Consider the following 15,874-nt stretch of genomic DNA (forward strand, 5'->3'; position numbering starts at 1 on the left):
CGTACTCCCCGGGTCAGGCCGGCTTGGCCTGGTTGAGGTAGATGCCCGGGTAGCCCTGCGCCCGCACGCCGCTGATGTGCCGGGCGTCCCACGCGGTGCCGAGCTGCGTGAAGACCACCGGGTAGATGACGGCGTGCTCGGAGATCATGTCCAGCAGCTGCTTGGTGAGCTGCTTGCGCCGGGTCTCGTCGGTCTCGGCGGCGGCCTGGTCCTGCAGCTGCAACAGCGCCTGCGCCTCCGGCCCGGACCAGCGCGCGTAGGTGTTCATCTGCACCGAGGTCGACGAGTAGTAGTACCGGGTCAGCAGGTCCGGGTCGTTGCCGAACTGCAGCGGATTGTTGGTGGTGGCCACGACCTGGAAGTCCTTGCCGCTGTCCAGTTTGGAGAACAGCGCCTTGGTGTCCTGCGAGTCCAGCGTGGTGGTCACGCCGATCGCGTCCCAGCCCTCCTTGATGACCTTGACGCACTCGGACACCAGCGAGGTGTTGGTGGTGGACAGCGTGACGGCGAGGCCGCTCACCCCGGCCTGCTGCAGCAGCTGCCTGGCCTTGTCCGGGTTGTAGGTGAAGTCGTTGGCCGCCGGCTGCGACGCGGGCAGCTTCGGGTTGATGAACGACGTCGCCGCGGTACCCGCGCCCTGCAGCCCGATTTGGATCATCTTCTGCTTGTCGATCGCGTAGTGCAGGGCCTGCCGGACGAGTTTCTTGTCGAACGGCGGGTGCGCGGTGTTGAACATCAGGAACAGGTTGTTGCCGCCGTCGGCGAACTCCACGGTGCGGCCGGCCTTGCGCAGCTGGTCGGCATTGGCCGCCGGGATGTTCTCCACGATCTGGGCCTCGGGGTTGGCCCCGGAAATCGCCGCGACGCGGGGCGCCGCGTCGACGATCGACTTCCACAGCATCGTCTGGTAGGCGGCCGGGCGCGAACCGTTGTAGTCGGGGAACTTCTCGAACCGGGTGTAGGACAGCGGCGCCTGCTCGACCACCTTGTACGGGCCGGACCCGACGACCTTGCCGCCGGCCGCGTCGGCCCACTTGCCCTCGAAGACGTGCTTCGGGCAGATCTTCGCCGACTGGATCCGCTGGAGCGCGTAGGGGAAGGGGTGCTTGAGCACGAACTCGACCGAGTTCTCGCCGGTCTTGCGCACCTCCTGCAGCCAGTCCGCGAAGAAGCTGTGGACCAGCACCTTCTCCTGCGGGTCGAGCACCCGGTTGTAGGTGAACACGACGTCGTCCGCGGTGACCGGGGTGCCGTCGTGCCACTTGGCGCCGTCGCGCAGCTCGAACTTCAGGCTCGTCCCGGACAGATCGGCGGGCAGCGCCTTGGCCAGGCCGGGGAACGGGTCCCGGGTGATCGGGTCGCCCTCGACCAGCGATTCGTAGGTGTGCAGGATCGCGGCCATCGAGAAGGCGGAGGCGGTCTGCAGCGGGTCCCAGGTCTGGTTGTTGCCGTAGCCGATGACCGCGGTGAGGGAGCCGGTCGGGTTGCCGGTGCTGTTGGTGGAGGCCGGGCCGCCGCAGGCCCCCAGGGTGACCGAGAAGGCCGCGGCCGTCCCGGCCAGGCCGGTGTACCGCAGGAAGTCGCGGCGGCTGTGGCCGGACATGCTGTGCGACATGGCGTCTCCTGACTGGTGCGTCGTTGAATCAGGTCGGAGGAACTGGTAGGACGTAGGACGTCCTGCGTTCGGGTGACTGTAATGAGCGGCCGCCCCGGTGGTCAAGGGATCGACGTAGGATGTCCGGAAACCCAGGCGGCTTCGAGTTCAGGGGGGAGAAGTAGGTGGCACGCGCACAGCTCGGCGACGAGATCAGCAAACGGATCATCGACCTGATCATCGAGCGGGAGCTCCCGCCGGGTACGCCCATGCCCACCGAGCTGGACCTGATGGCCGACATCGGGGTCAGCCGCAACTCGATCCGCGAGGCGATCCGCGCGCTGCGGGCGCTGGGCATCGTCGAGGTGCGGCACGGGTACGGCACGTTCGTCGGGTCGGCCGGGTCGGAAGCCCTGCGGACGTGGTTGCTGTTCCGCACCCGCACGCCGGGCGCCGGCACGACCGGCCGGCTGCGGGACCTGCTCGAGGTGCGGGAAATGCTGGAGACCGAGCTGACGCGGCGGGTGGCGCGGCGGCACCGGCCGGAGCTGATCGCTGACCTGCAGGCCTGCGTGGCCCGGATGCGGCGCAAGGGGCCGGACAGCGCGGCCGCCGACCGGGAGTTCCACGATCTGATCTGCGCCGAGGCCGGGTTCGACCTGGCGCGCGAGCTGACCCGCCTGTTCTGGGACGTCTACCGCGCGGCGGAGTCCGAGCTCGGCGGCCCGGCCGGCTCGGCGGTCAGCACGGCCAAACGGCACCAGGCCATCGTCGACGCGCTGGTGTCCGCGGATCCCGACGCCGCCGAGGAAGCCGTGCACCGCCACTTCGACGAGGTCCGCAAGCGTGCGAAGGCCGGCGAATACGGCGGTTTCGGCGCGGCCGCACCGGAGTAGTTCCCAGGCCGGACCGCCGCCGCCCGGGCCGAGCGGGATCGGGGAGGCGGCGGCCGCCCGGCAGGGAATGGTGACCCTTCTCCCGGTTCCGGGGTAGCGAAGCCGGCGCTGTCAGCCGCGCCCACCGCGCTATTCCCTTCGGGGCAGGCCGAAAACCGGCGCGAGAGAACGGCCTACAAGATCCGCGCCAGGAACGAAGCCTGCTCGGCCACCTGAGCCGATTGACCGCCTTCGTGCTCGTTCCACTCCCAGACCCGGATCTCCCGCTCCCCGCCGTACCGGTTGTAGGCCGCGAACACCGTCGACGGCGGGCACACCGGATCCCGCAACGCCACGCTGAACAACGCCGGCGCGCTCGCCCGCGACGCGAGCACCGCGTTGTCGAAGTACCGCAACGTGGCGAACGCCTCCTCGGCCCGCAAGCGGTGCGCGGCCAGCCACGTCACCAGTTCCAGGTAAGGCCCGTCGCCCGCGATTTCCGCGCCCCGGCGGAAATGGCACAGGAACGGCACATCCGGCAGGGCCGCCGCGATCCCCGGCGCCAAGGCGGCCGCGGCCAACGTGATCCCGCCGCCCTGGCTGCCGCCGGCGACGACGATCCGGTCCGCGTCGATCTCCGGGTGCGACCGCGCGGCGGCCACGGCGCGGACCGCGTCGACGTAGACCCGGCGGTAGAAGTACTGCGCCGGGTCGAGGATGCCCAGCGTCATGAACCCGGGCACGTGCGGGCCCGGCGCGGCGGGCATCAGGTCCGCCGTGGTGCCCGGCAGGGTCTTGCCGCCCTGGCCGCGGGTGTCGACGACGAGGTGCGCGTAACCGAACGCCGACCAGGTGAGGAAGTCGTGCGGCAGGCCGCGGCCCAGGTTGTACCCCAGGTACTGCACGACGCACGGGGACTCGGCCGGTCGCTGCCGGGGCAGGATCAACCACGCCGACACGCGCTGGCCGCCCGAGCCGGTGAACGAGGCGTCGAACACCTCGACCGTGCGCAGCAACGTCTCGTGTGGACGGAACACCGGGTCGAGGGGCAGCGCGTCCGCCTCGGCCAGCGCGGTGGCCCAGAAGGCATCCAGATCGGCGGGCTCGTCCAGCGGCGGCCGGTACTCGGACAACTCGGCGAGGGGGAGGTCGTACATCGTCGTCACGGCAACGACTTTAGCGCCGACGACCCGCTGGCGGCGGAAATCTGTCCACTCCGGACAAGAGTGGGTTTACCCGGGCGGCCCGCCCACGCTACTGTCCAGGGGTGAGTGGGTATCCGGAGGGAAGTGACCGATCATGAGCGGTACCGCAGGGGAGATCGCCCCGGAACTGGCGTGCCCGATCTCCCCCGTCGTCGACCTCGTCTTCAGCCGGTGGACGACGCCGATCCTGTGGACGCTCAACGAGTACGGCCGGCTCCGGTTCGTGGAACTGGAACGGCGCATCGCCACGATCACGCCGAAGGTCCTGACGCAGCGGCTGCGCCAGCTGGAACGCGACGGTCTCGTGGTCCGCACCTACCACCCGGAGGTGCCGCCCCGCGTCGAGTACGAGATCAGCGAGCTGGGGCGCAGCCTCGCGCCGCTGTTCGCGGCGGTGTCCGAGTGGTCGGTCAACCTCCCCGAGGTCGACCGGGCCCGGGCGGCCTACGACGCGAAGCAGCGGGCCGGGAAACCCCGCCGCTGAGCTGCCACCGCGCCCGAGTTGTCCTTGGCCATCAGGTTGGTGGTGGGTGGGTGGTCGTCCCGTCATCGCGTGGTGAAGGCCGCCATCATCGCCATGTCCTCGTGCTCCAGGTTGTGGCAGTGCACCACGTAGCGGCCCGCGTAGTCGGTGAAGCGGACGGCCAGGTCGACGTACTCGTGCGGCCGGACGTCCACGGTGTCCTTCCACCCCGCGTCGGACGGAGACGGTGGGTGGCCGCGGCGCGCGAGCACCTGGAACGGGTTCAGGTGCACGTGGAAGGGGTGGTGCGCGTCGCTGACGATGCGCCAGATCTCGATCTGCCCGAGCAGCGGTTCGGCCTGCGGCCGGTCGGGGGCGAACCGGTCGCCGTTGACCGTCCACAGGTGCCGGTCGCCGTGGTGCTCCAGCGAGAACCGCCACTCGCGCGTCCGCACGGCCCGACCCGGGTCGAGCCGCTCGACCCGGCTCAGCACCGGTGGCACCGCGCTGTCGTCGGTGGCCGTGCGGACCACCCGGAACCGCATGACGTCGGAGGTCGTGCCGTCGCCCAGCAGGTTCCGCAGCGTCACGTCGCTGCCCGGCGCGAAGCCCGCGAAGTCGACCACGACGTCGAACCGCTCGCCCGGCGCGACGGGCAGTTCGGTGTGCGTGACCGGTGCGTCGAGCAGACCGCCGTCGGACCCGATCTGCACCAGCGGCGCGCCAGGGCGCAGCGCGAGCAGGTAGCGGCGCGCGTTGGAGGCGTTGAGGATCCGGAACCGGTAGCGGACGGCGTCGACCTCCAGCACCGGCCACGGCGCGCCGTTGACCAGGACGACGTCGCCGAGCACGCCCTCCATGAAGTCCTCCGCGACGCCCGGCCGCCGCAGCTCCGGATCGAGCGAGGGGTAGGCGAACGACCCGTCCTCGGCGAAGGCTCGGTCGGTGATCATCAGCGGGATCTCCCGGTCCCCGCGCGGGAGCGGGAGCGCGTCCTCCTCGTCGTCGCGCACCAGGTGGAACCCGGCGAGACCGCGGTACACCTGCGGACCGGTGAAGTCCATCCGGTGGTCGTGGTACCAGAGCGTGGCGGCCCGCTGGGTGCCCGGGTAGACGTAGTCGTGCCGGTCGCGCACCAGGTCGGTGGGGTACCCGTCGTGCTCGGGCGGGGTGTGACCGCCGTGCAGGTGCACCGCGACCGGCACCGGCAGGTCGTTGACGTGCGTGACCACCGTCGGCCGGCCGGCGCGGCTCACCACGGTCGGACCGGGCCAGCGCCCGTCGTAGCCGAAGATCGGGGTGCGCAGCCCGGGCAGGATCTCCTGCTCCGCCTGCCGCTGGGTGATCGTGACGCGGTCACCGGTCACCTGGGGCGGGATCGGCAGGGGCGCGGTGAACGGCCGCGGCAGCCGCGCGGTGCTGCGCAGGAGTTCCGCGGTCTGGTTCGGCGTGGCCAGCAGCGGCCCGAACCCGGCCGCCCCCAGCCCGGCCAGGCCGAGCGCGCCGAGGAAACCGCGCCGGGTGATCCTCACCGGGACCGCCTCCGGGCGGCGGAGTCCCGGAACAGCCACACCGTGAGCAGGGACTGCGTGGCGACCACGACCACCCCGAGCGGGATGTGGACCGCGACGTCGCCCTCGTACCCGAATCCCGACTGGACCTGCTCGACGAGGGCGATCGCGACCGACGCGGCCAGCGGCCAGAACCGCCCGTGCCCGGCCCAGACGTAGACGACCGCGGCGATCACCTGGACCACGCCGAGCCCGCTCACGATCATGGAGTTCAGCTCGTGCAGGCCGAGTGCGTCGATGTCGCCGGCCAGGTACTCCCCGGCGAGCACCGGCTGCACGACCACCGCCACCACGTGCAGCGAGGTGACCACTCGCAGCGCCGCCAGCGTCCGGCGCGGGCCGGCGACCGTCGTCTCGGCCGTCGCGGTCATCGCCGGCTCCCCAGCCGCGCCAACATCAGCGACCAGACCGGCAGGCCGAGCCAGCCGATCGCGCCGAGGGCCAGCCCGAGGCCGCCGACCGCGTACTGCGCGGGCGACTTCGACGGCAACGCCAGCGCACCCCAGACCAGGAGCCCGCCCGCGGGATAGGCGAGGGCGACCACTGTGCCGCAGCGCGCGACCGTCCGCGGCAGGCCGCGGCTCACCACCAGCACCCACGCGAACACGAACAGGAAGCAGCCGGTCACCCACCACACCTGCGTCCCGAACTCCAGCACGCCCGCCAGCAGCAGCGCCTGGAGGACGACCACACCGGTCATCCCCGCCAGCCCGGCGAGCCGGGCGCGGGTCCGCAACGCGATCGCCACCGGAACGAGCGCGGCGAACTGGACGGCGACGAGGACGTCGTTCACCGGTCCCGTCCAGGACAGCGCCCCCGGCTCGTCCCGCCAGGCCGCACCGGAGGCGAAGAACACGATCAGCAGCAGGTTGGCGGCGATGCCGGCGACGCCCGCCGCCAGGGCGAACCGGCCGGCGTCGAGCCGGCGTGCGGTCCGGGTCTCGGTCATGGTGCCTCACCTCGTTCCACAGGGGGTCCCTGGACGCTAGGAGCGGCCGTGGCGCGCCGGAACGGGGCCAACCGCGGGGTGCGGGGCGCGGCCTTCCACGATGGACTCGGCGTGGCGGGCGGCCGACAATGCTGTGATGGTCCAGTGGTCCGCGGTCCTGAGGTGGACGGGCATCCTGCTCGGCACCGCCGGGCTCGCGGCGGCCCTGTGGTGGGCCGTGGTCGTGCCGGGCGCCGACACCGGCAGCCTCGGCTGGCTCGCCTTCGGGGTCGTACCGCTGTTCGCCGTCGGCGTCTGGCTGGTGCGGCGCAGGCCCGACCACCCGCAGGCGCGGCGGCTGCTGCTGATCGGCAGCACCCTGGCGGTCAACGCGGGTCTCGAGGCCCCGATCCGCTCCGCCTACCTGGCGCACGGGCCCGGCGGCTGGTTCTGGGCCGCGAACCTGCTGTGGCAGTACACCGCGGTGCTGTCCCTGATCGGCGGAGTCCTGCAGCTGGCGTCCTACCCCGACGGGGTGGTCGAGAAGCGCTGGCAGCGGGTCGCGCTGCGGCTGATGTGGCTGCACCTGCTGCTGCCGCCGCTGCTGCTGCTGTCCCGCCCGGACCTGGTCATCGACCCCTACCTGCTCGACCCGTCGCCCGTCGTGGCGAGCCCGTTCGCGGTCTCGTGGCTGTTCTGGCTGGGCGGGCCGCTCGCCGCGATCCTCAACGGCAACTACGGCCTGGTGGTCGCGGTGATCCTCTTCGTCCGGTTCGCGCAGGCCGGGCGGGAGCAGCGGGCCCGGATGCGGCTGCTCGTCGTCGTGACCGCGCTGCTGCTCGTGTGCTACCCGCTCCTCATCGTGCTCCAGGGCCTGGTGGGCGATCCGGATCCGGTGTGGCTGCGGCTGCTCGGCTGGCTCGCGATCGGCCTCATGGCGATGATCCCGGTGGCCGTCGTCATCGGTGTCGTCCGGTACCGGCTGTTCGACATCGAGCTGGTGCTGCGCCGTTCGGTGGTGTTCGCGGTGCTGTCCGCCGGCATCGCGGCCGTCTACTTCGGACTGGCTGCCGCGCCGGGACTGGCGCTGGGTGACCGGGTTCCGGTCGAGCTGGCCGTGCTGCTGACGATCGTCGCGACGATCGCCTTCCAGCCGGTGCGCCGGGGCCTGGAACGGCTGGCGGACCGGCTGGTGTTCGGCGAACGGGTCAACCGCTACCAGCTGGTGACCGACTTCGGCGTCGCCCTGGAGCACACGCTCGACCTCGCCGAGCTGCTGCCGCGCCTGGCCGGGACCGTGTGCCGCGGGCTGTCCGCCCCGTGGGTCCGGGTGGCTGTGCCCGGCTCGGCCGCGACCGCCGGCGACCCGGCCGGGCCGCCCGCGCTGCGGCTGCCGCTGGAACGCGGGGGTGAGGTGATCGGGCACATCGAGTGCGGGCCCCGTGACGGCGGCTACGACGACGCGGACCGGGACCTGCTCGCCACGCTGGCCCGGCAGGCCGCGACGGCGATCGCCAACGTCGGGCTCACCGCGCGGCTCGCCGAGCAGGTCGCCGAGCTGGGGCGCTCGCGCGCGCGGATCGTCGCCGCCGAGGACTCCGAGCGGCGCCGGATCGAACGCAACATCCACGACGGCGCGCAGCAGCAGGTGGTCGCGTTGATCATGAAGCTGCGGCTGGCCCGCAACCAGGTCACGCGCGGTGACCGGGAGCCGGCGGCGGTGCTCGAGGAGTTGCAGCGCGACGCGAAGGACCTGCTCACCGACCTGCGCGAGCTCGCGCACGGCATCCACCCGCCGGTGCTGAGCGACCAGGGCCTGGTCGCGGCGGTCGAGGCGCGCGCGGACCGGTTGCCGCTGGAGGTCGCCGTGCGGGCCGGCACCGCATTGCGCGGCGAGCGGCTCGGGCCGGAGGTCGAAGGCGCGGCGTACTTCGTGATCTGCGAGGCGCTGACGAACGTGGTCAAGCACGCCGCCGCGCGCAGCGCCGACATCGATCTGGCCCGGCACAACGGGACGCTCGTGGTGCGCGTGCACGACGACGGGATCGGGCTGGCGCCCGGGGAGAGCGGCCACGGCCTGACGAACCTGCGGGACCGCGTCGAGGCGATCGGCGGGCGGCTGAGCGTGGACAGCGCGACGGGCGCGGGCACCACGGTGTGCGCGGAACTGCCGGTGGGGGCGGGCCATGCCTGAGCGGCTGCGGATCGTGCTCGCGGAGGACAACTACCTCGTCCGGGAGGGCACCCGCCGCCTGCTGGAGGACTCGGGGGAGGTCGAGGTCCTGGCGGCGGTCGGCGACGCCGCGGAGCTGCGGGACGCCGTGCGGCGCCTGCGGCCCGACGCGGTGCTCACCGACATCCGGATGCCGCCCGGCCACCACATGGAGGGGATCGAGGCGGCGCACGCGATCCAGACCGAGCACCCCGGCGTCGGGGTGGCGGTGTTGTCGCAGCACACCGACGAGAGCTACGCGTTCGCCCTGCTCCGCAACGGGACCGCGGGGCTGGCGTACCTGCTCAAGGACCGGCTCGGTGACCTGGAGGACCTGATCCGGGCGCTGCGCGCGGTCGCCCGCGGCGACTCCGTGATCGACCCGCAGGTGGTGGAGGCGCTGGTGGCCCGCCGCACGCGGACGGTCACGTCACCGCTGACCACGCTGACGCCGCGGGAGCTGGACGTGCTCCGGGAAATGGCGCAGGGCAAGACGAACGCGGGCATCGAGCGCAGCCTGCACCTGTCGGCGTCCACACTGGAGAAACACGTCAACTCGATCTTCGGCAAGCTCGGCCTCGCGGAGGAACCGGTGCACCGCCGGGTCGCCGCGGTCCTCACCTTCCTGCGCGAGCACCGCGAGTGAGACCGCGCCGGAAAACGGCTGGCCCGGGAAGACGGCCCCGCCGTAGTGTGCGCAGACCCTCCCGAAAGGATCCCATGCGATCTGTCTGCTTCACCGCGGTGGCTTCGTCGGACGGCGTCGTCGAACGCGACTTCACCGTGGGCGAGGTCCCCGGTGTGCTCTTCTCGCCCGCGTCCGGCGGCGATCACGCGCCCCTGGTGCTGATGGGGCACGGTGGCGGTCTGCACAAGAAGACACCGGCGCTCGTCGCCCGCGCCCGCGACGCGGTGACCAAGTGGGGGTTCACCGTGGTCGCCGTCGACGCGCCCGGACACGGCGACCGTCCGCGCTCGGCTGCGGACGAGCGGGCCCGCACCGACCTGCGGGAGGCGATGACGACGGGGGACGCCGGCGGCGTCCGGGCGGTCAGCGCCCGCTACGGCGCCGCGCTGGCGGAGCGTGCCGTCCCGGAATGGCAGGCGGTTCTCGACGCCCTGCAGGAGCTGCCCGGGATCGGCACCGAGGCGCCCGTCGGGTACGGCGGCGGCATCACGCTGGGCACGGCGATCGGGATCCGGTTGGCGGCGATCGAACCGCGGATCACCGCCGCCATCTTCGGCGGCGGGTTCGTCGTGGACCAGGCACTGATCGACGCGGCGCGGCGGATCACCGTCCCGGTCCAGTTCCTGCTCCCGTGGGACGACGAGCACGTCGACCGGGAGTCCGCGCTCGCCCTGTTCGACGCCTTCGCCTCGACGGAGAAGACGTTGCACGCGAACCCGGGCGACCACCGCACCATCCGCTGGTCCGGGGTCGACGACGGGTTCCTCGCCCGGCACCTCGGGGTGAACTGACGAAGCGCCGGGTGCCCGCGGGCACCCGGCGCCTGCTCAACCGGTCAGAACCACCACTGGTTGTTGTGCCCGGCCAGGTAGTCCCACAGCTGCACGACGGTGCCGTTGCGGAAGCTGGTGTTCAGGTCCGCGTCGAGGTAGCGGCCACTGCGCACGTTCTGGAAGCGGGTGTAGCCCTCGGGGATCGCCGCGGCGGCGAACCACTGGTTGCTGCCGCCGGCGACGTAGTCCCACAGCTGGAGCTTCGTGCCGTTGCGGTTGATCGTGTTCAGGTCGGCGTCGAGGTAGCGGCCGCTGTACACGTTCTGGAACCGGTAGTAGCCCTCGGGGATCTGGCGGATGTACCAGGCCTGGTTGGCCGCGTACTCGTTGCAGTCCCACAGCTGCACCTTGGTGCCGTTGCCGTTGATCGTGTTCAGGTCGGCGTCCAGGCAGCGGCCCGGGTCCGACACCGGGCCGAGCAGGTAGGCCTGCTCGTCGGCCTGCAGGTCGACGCCGCCGGGCTTGACCGGGTGTGCGGGCCGCAGGACCAGGCCGTCGATCGACGTCACCGCTTCGCCGGCTGGCTGGGCCGCGCCGGCGCTCGGCGCGACGGCGAGCGTGAGCAGCCCGGCGAGCAGGGCCGCGGCCGCGAACGGCCGCTTGAGTCTTCTCATTCAAGTCCCCATTTCCGTGACGGGGCGCGGTTCCCTCGCGCCGCACCCCGGGGAAAAGATCTTCCCCACGGGGTGAGGTCGGCGTCGACAAGTTTTCCCCGTCCGGCAACAACGCTGTTCAACGCTGTAACGGACCGGCAACGCCCGCGATCATCCTGGTGTCCCCACGGAAAGGATCGCCGGTGCGCCTTGAACTGAAGCCGCGCGATCTCACCCGCGTGGGGCTGGCGGGCGCCGCCGATCCGTGCTTGGAGCTGGCCTGCAGCGTGCGGCTGCTGGGCGGCGAGGACGGGGCGTTCGGCTGGTGGCGCCGCGGCGTGCGCGGGCGGCTGCCGGAGTCGTTCCCGGTGCTGCGGTGGCTGTACTGCTCGGGCGAGGTGGCGGAGTTCCTGCTGCCCGCGGGCGGCGATCTCGCCGCCGGGCTCGCGTCGATCCTGGAAACCCCGCCGGACCGGGTGCGCTCCGCGCTCGCCGGGTCGCCACGGGCGACGGGGCTGCCGCCGTGGGCGGCGGCACTGCGTTCCGGTGACGGCGCCGCGTTGTCCCGGCTGGTGCAGGCCCTGCGCGAGTACTTCGCGGCGGCGATCGCCCCGCACTGGGACACCGTCCGCGCCCGGGTCGAGGCCGACCGGCGGGCCCGGGTCCGCGCACTCGCCGAGGGCGGGGTGGACGGGCTGCTGGCCACGCTGCGCCCGATGCTGCGGTGGGACCCGCCGTACCTGGTGACCGGGGTGGCCGGGCCGGAGACCCCGCGTGGGACGGCCGGGGTGCTGATGGTGCCCGTGTACTTCACGGCGCAGCCGTGGATCGTGCCGGACACCGGCCCGGTGCGCCTGGCCTACCCGGCCTCGGCCGAGGACCCGCGGACCCGGCGCGGCCCGCACGCCACGCCCCGCGCGCTGGCCGCTCTGCTCGGCCCGACCCGCGCGGCCGCGATGACGCTCGTCGCCGCCGGGTGCAGCACCTCCGACCTGGCCACGCGCCTGGGCGTGACGCCGTCCGCGGCGAGCAAGCACATGTCGGTGCTGCGCGCGGCGGGCCTCATCGCCAGTCACCGGCACCGCAACACGGTGCGGCACTCGCTGACCGCGCTGGGCCTGGCGCTGGTGGAGGGCGCCTCGGCGTGACCGGGCGCCCGGCCGCCGAACAGGATCCGTATTGCAGAGTCGTGGTGAACACCGGACCACTCGAGAGGGCCTAGACGGAGTGGTGACTCCGTACTTAGGGTTTCCCGGGGATACTTCCGGGTCTGCGAAGGAGATGTCCTGGCTTGACCAGCGACGACAAGAGGCCGAGCGCGTCGCGGTTGTACAACCTCTACCTCGGCGGAAGGCATTACGGCGAAGTCGAGAAGGATTTCGCCGAGAACACGGTCTACCCGCTGATTCCGTTCATCGTCGAATGGGCCCTGCTGAGCCGCGGTTTTCTGCGCCGCGCGGTGGGGTTCTGCCACGAGCAGGGGATCCGCCAATTCATCGACGCGGGGGCCGGTTATCCGGCCCCGGACGGAAACGTCCACGAGATCGCGGCCGACGCCCGCGTGGTCTACCTCGACCACGACCCGGGCGTGGTGGCCGCGTTCGCCGATCTCGCCGGGGACGATCCCCGGGTCCGCGTGGTACGCGGTGACGTGCGCGAACCTTCCGCCGCTCTCGCGCGCGTGCGCGAGTTCCTCGATCTGTCGCAGCCGACCGCGCTGCTCATGAACGCCGTGCTGCACTTCCTCGACCAGCCCGGGCCGCTGGTGCGGGAGTGGGTCGAGGCGCTGGCACCGGGGAGCTACCTCGTCATCTCGCACGGGTCGGTCGACGACACGCCGGCGGGCCCCGACGACCGCGCCGAGCTGGTCCGGCGTTACCGGCGGAACTCCGCGACCCTCATCCCCCGGACGGCCGAGCAGATCGGAGAGTTCTTCCGGGGCCTCGAGCTGGTACCGCCCGGACTGGTGCCGGCCGCCGACTGGCGGTCCGACGTCCCGCCGGTGCTCCACGACCAGCGGGCACGGCACGGCATGCGGGCCGGTGTCGGTTACAAACGCACTGGACGGTGAAGGCCGACACGTCCACCGGGTAGCTCGGGTGAGGGTGCGCAGTACCAGGTGGATCCGGCCGCACGAGCCCGGCTTACGCGGCAGGGGTGTCCGTGGTTGCCCGGCGGCGGAGGAAAACCGGGACCACGGCGATGACCGCGCCGAGGGCGCCCGCGAGGACGAAAGTGGTGCCCAGCCCGACCCCGGCGACCACCGGTTGCGCGACCAACGGCGAGGCGAACTGGCCGAGGAACAGCGCGGAGGTCAGCGTCCCCAGCGCACGGGTGCGGTCCGCGGGGTCGACCGAGGCGACCACCCAGCCGTTGATCACCGGGTTCTGCAGGCCGATGCCGAGTCCGGTGATCAGCATGCCGAGCGCCGCCGTCCAGATCCCGCCCGCCAGGCCGAGGACGACCAGGCCGCCCGCGTAGGCGACGAAGATCGCCGTGGCGAGGACGGGGAAGTCCCAGCGGGCGCGCAGCCGCCGGAAGTTCAGCCCGACGATCGTCATGACCAGGTTCAGGGCGGCCATCAGCACGCCGACCACGGCCGGGCCGGCGCCGGTGACCTCGCTCAGCCAGAACGGGGCCTGCGTGGGAACGGTGTAGAAGACGATGACGCCGAGGAACATCAGCGCGTACAGGCCGAACAGCCGCGGTGTCCGGTGTGGACGGTCCGGTGCCCGCTCGGTGTCCCGGGGTGCTTCGGGCACGAACCGGAGGACGAGCACGAGCATCGGCAGGGCGAGCAGGTAGATCGCGAACGGGCCGCGCCAGCTCAGGTCGGCGAGGACACCGCCGAGCAGCAGGGCCACGACGCCGCCGAACCCCATCGCCGCGCCCTGCAGGCCGAGGACGCGGCCGTGCTCGGTGACGGGGTAGTGGTCGGCGAGCAGGGCGGTCGAGGTGACCATGATGCCGGCGATGCCCGCGCCCAGCACCGCGCGGCCGGCCAGCAGGCCGGGTAGCCAGTCGAGGACCAGGCCCGATCCGCCGCCGATCACGTAGAGCACCAGTGCGCCGGCGAGCACGCGAACCCGCCCGGCGCGACCGGTGAGCCGGGCGAGCAGCGGCGCCGTGAGCACGATCGCGAGACCGGGAAGGGTGAGGACGAGGCGGACGAGGAGCGCGGCGTCCGGGGTGCCGGCGAAGTGGCGTTCCATGCCCGGCAGGGCCGGGGTGATGGTGGCGCTGGCCATGATGGTCATCGTGCTCACGCCGAGGAGCGTGAGCAGCAGGGTTCTCGGGGGCAGCCGCACCCCTCGTGCGGTCGTGTCGGTCATGATCGTGACGGTAGAACCTCTAGTTACCTCGAGGTCAAGCGTCCGGAGGCGTTGCGGTGCCGGAGGGCTCCGCGGGAGTTTCCACCGCGCGCACCGCGGGAACTCCTGGTCATGGGCGCGACGACGGTGACCGAGCGGGAGCGGAAGTTCGATTTCGACGACGGCAGGCCGGTGCCCCGGCTGGCGGGTGTGGGTCCGGTGGCGGAGCAGGCGCCGCCGCGCGAGTCCCGCATCGACAACACCTACTTCGACACCCCCGACCTCCGCCTGGCGCGCGCCGGTGTGACCCTGCGCAGGCGCGTCGGCGGGGAGGACGCGGGCTGGCACCTCAAGCGACCCTCCGACGGTGGCGCCCGGCAGGAACTCCGGTTCCCGCCGGGGGACCCGATGCCGGACGAGCTCGTCGAGGCCGCCCGCGAGTGGACCGGTGGTGCGGACCTCGTGGAGGTCGCGCACCTGCGCGTCGACCGGTTCAGCCACGACCTCACCGGCTCCGACGGCCGTCGCCTGGCCGTGCTGACCGACGACCACGTCCACGGTGAGCGGGCCGGCGCGCAGGCGCACCTCGACCGGTGGCGGGAGCTGGAGGTCGAACTGGACGCCGGCCACCCGGACCTCCTGGAGACCCTCACCAGCGCCCTGCTGGCCGACGGTGTGCGGCCCGCGCACTGGCCGTCCAAGCTGCGCCGCCTGCTCGCCGCCGACCTGGCCGCGGACGCCGAGCGCGGCAACGCCGGCGAGGCCGTGATGACCTACATCCGCGCGCAGGTCGAGGCGATCCGGCAGCACGACGAGGGCGTCCGGCGCGGCGACGACGACTCGGTGCACCGGCTGCGGGTGTCGCTGCGCCGGTTGCGAAGCGCGTTGCGCGGTTACCGGCGCCTGTTCGTCCGCGACCGGGCGAAGACGCTGGCCGCGGAGCTGAAGTGGGCCGGGCGGGCGCTGTCGCGGGCGCGGGACGGCGAGGTGCGGCGGGAGACCCTGCTGGACGAGCTGGCGAAGTTCCCGCGCGACCCGGAGATCGAGCACGCGCGCCGCACCCTGCTGTCGCATTTGGACGAAACGGCCGAGCGGGACCGGGAGGCGCTGCTCGCGGCGCTGAACAGCGAACGGTACGCGCGGTTGCTGGGCGCGCTGGACCAGTGGGTCGCGGAACCGCCGCTGACGACGTCCGCGGAGTCCGGGCGGAAGGAGCTGCGCCGCGCCGTTCGCCGCGCCGAACGACGGTTGTCCGCGGCGGTGGGGGCGTTGCGGGACGCGCCGGACCCGGACGCGGCCCTGCACGAGGTGCGCAAGAAGGCCAAGACGGCCCGGTACGTGGCGGACGCGGCGCGCCCGGTGCTGGGCAAACGCCTCCGGTCGTGGCGGCGGGCGGTGAAGTCGGTGCACCGTGACCTCGGCGAGTACCACGACCTGGTCAGCGCGGGTGAGCTCGTGCGGGAGCGGGCGGGTGACTCGGCGAGCGCGGCGGACGCGTTCGTGTTCGGCCGGTTGTACGAGCGGGCGCGGATGCGGTGCACGGGGCTCCGGAAGGACTTCGAACGTGCGCGCCAGGACATGCCCGGCGCCCCGTGAACGGC

15 protein-coding genes are annotated in these 15,874 nt (G+C 72.6%); 8 read left to right on the forward strand and 7 right to left on the reverse strand.

Going from position 1 to position 15,874, the window contains the following annotated elements; all coding sequences use genetic code 11:
• Positions 1-13 precede the first annotated feature (13 nt).
• Positions 14-1,615 carry an ABC transporter substrate-binding protein gene (locus FB470_RS18495; protein ID WP_306993174.1) on the reverse strand — a complete coding sequence of 534 codons (1,602 nt, stop codon included), beginning with the start codon at positions 1,613-1,615 and terminating at the stop codon, positions 14-16.
• 164 nt (positions 1,616-1,779) lie between these two features.
• Here FB470_RS18495 and FB470_RS18500 point away from each other — a divergent pair, with 164 nt between their 5' ends.
• Positions 1,780-2,490, forward strand: a complete 711-nt coding sequence (locus FB470_RS18500) for a FadR/GntR family transcriptional regulator (RefSeq protein WP_306993176.1) — start codon at positions 1,780-1,782, stop codon at positions 2,488-2,490.
• 173 nt (positions 2,491-2,663) lie between these two features.
• Here the strand turns inward: FB470_RS18500 and FB470_RS18505 are convergent, their stop codons facing one another.
• Positions 2,664-3,626, reverse strand: a complete 963-nt coding sequence (locus FB470_RS18505) for an acetylxylan esterase (RefSeq protein ID WP_306999348.1) — start codon at positions 3,624-3,626, stop codon at positions 2,664-2,666.
• A 142-nt stretch (positions 3,627-3,768) separates the two neighbouring features.
• Here FB470_RS18505 and FB470_RS18510 point away from each other — a divergent pair, with 142 nt between their 5' ends.
• Positions 3,769-4,158: a winged helix-turn-helix transcriptional regulator gene (locus tag FB470_RS18510; RefSeq protein ID WP_306993177.1), complete on the forward strand. Its 390-nt coding sequence runs from the start codon at positions 3,769-3,771 to the stop codon at positions 4,156-4,158.
• Positions 4,159-4,220: 62 nt separating this feature from the next.
• On the opposite strand, the gene FB470_RS18515 is transcribed toward FB470_RS18510, so the two are convergent.
• The 3 genes from FB470_RS18515 to FB470_RS18525 are packed head-to-tail and all read right to left on the reverse strand — an operon-like array spanning position 4,221 to position 6,657.
• A complete protein-coding gene (locus tag FB470_RS18515) occupies positions 4,221-5,669 on the reverse strand; it encodes a multicopper oxidase family protein (RefSeq protein ID WP_306993179.1) in 1,449 nt (482 codons plus the stop codon).
• Positions 5,666-6,079, reverse strand: coding sequence for a hypothetical protein (locus tag FB470_RS18520; protein WP_306993181.1), 414 nt, complete (start codon positions 6,077-6,079; stop codon positions 5,666-5,668). The genes FB470_RS18515 and FB470_RS18520 overlap by 4 nt, the downstream gene beginning before the upstream one ends.
• Positions 6,076-6,657, reverse strand: a complete 582-nt coding sequence (locus tag FB470_RS18525; RefSeq protein WP_306993182.1) for a hypothetical protein — start codon at positions 6,655-6,657, stop codon at positions 6,076-6,078. The genes FB470_RS18520 and FB470_RS18525 overlap by 4 nt, the downstream gene beginning before the upstream one ends.
• A gap of 136 nt (positions 6,658-6,793) precedes the next feature.
• Here FB470_RS18525 and FB470_RS18530 point away from each other — a divergent pair, with 136 nt between their 5' ends.
• The 3 genes from FB470_RS18530 (at position 6,794) to FB470_RS18540 (ending at position 10,327) form a co-directional block, all read left to right on the forward strand.
• Entirely contained in the window at positions 6,794-8,830 is a 2,037-nt protein-coding gene (locus FB470_RS18530; protein ID WP_306993184.1) for a sensor histidine kinase, read from the forward strand.
• Positions 8,823-9,494 (forward strand): response regulator transcription factor, encoded by a 672-nt coding sequence (locus FB470_RS18535; RefSeq protein ID WP_306993186.1) that lies wholly within the window; start codon positions 8,823-8,825, stop codon positions 9,492-9,494. The genes FB470_RS18530 and FB470_RS18535 overlap by 8 nt, the downstream gene beginning before the upstream one ends.
• Positions 9,495-9,568: 74 nt before the next feature.
• On the forward strand, positions 9,569-10,327 hold the full coding sequence (locus FB470_RS18540; protein ID WP_306993187.1) for a dienelactone hydrolase family protein: 759 nt from the start codon (positions 9,569-9,571) through the stop codon (positions 10,325-10,327).
• A 44-nt stretch (positions 10,328-10,371) separates the two neighbouring features.
• Here the strand turns inward: FB470_RS18540 and FB470_RS18545 are convergent, their stop codons facing one another.
• Complete coding sequence (locus FB470_RS18545; protein ID WP_306993189.1) at positions 10,372-10,983, reverse strand: RICIN domain-containing protein; 612 nt, start codon at positions 10,981-10,983, stop codon at positions 10,372-10,374.
• Positions 10,984-11,165: 182 nt separating this feature from the next.
• On the opposite strand from FB470_RS18545, the gene FB470_RS18550 reads away from it, so the two are divergent.
• Positions 11,166-12,110 (forward strand): ArsR/SmtB family transcription factor, encoded by a 945-nt coding sequence (locus FB470_RS18550; protein ID WP_306993191.1) that lies wholly within the window; start codon positions 11,166-11,168, stop codon positions 12,108-12,110.
• 143 nt (positions 12,111-12,253) lie between these two features.
• Entirely contained in the window at positions 12,254-13,033 is a 780-nt protein-coding gene (locus FB470_RS18555) for an SAM-dependent methyltransferase (protein ID WP_306993193.1), read from the forward strand.
• A 73-nt stretch (positions 13,034-13,106) separates the two neighbouring features.
• Here the strand turns inward: FB470_RS18555 and FB470_RS18560 are convergent, their stop codons facing one another.
• Complete coding sequence (locus FB470_RS18560; protein ID WP_306993195.1) at positions 13,107-14,294, reverse strand: MFS transporter; 1,188 nt, start codon at positions 14,292-14,294, stop codon at positions 13,107-13,109.
• Positions 14,295-14,405: 111 nt separating this feature from the next.
• Between FB470_RS18560 and FB470_RS18565 the strand changes: the two genes are divergently transcribed.
• Positions 14,406-15,869: a CYTH and CHAD domain-containing protein gene (locus FB470_RS18565; protein WP_306993197.1), complete on the forward strand. Its 1,464-nt coding sequence runs from the start codon at positions 14,406-14,408 to the stop codon at positions 15,867-15,869.
• Positions 15,870-15,874: the final 5 nt, after the last annotated feature.

The organism is Amycolatopsis thermophila (assembly GCF_030814215.1).
GTDB lineage: Bacteria > Actinomycetota > Actinomycetes > Mycobacteriales > Pseudonocardiaceae > Amycolatopsis_E > Amycolatopsis_E thermophila.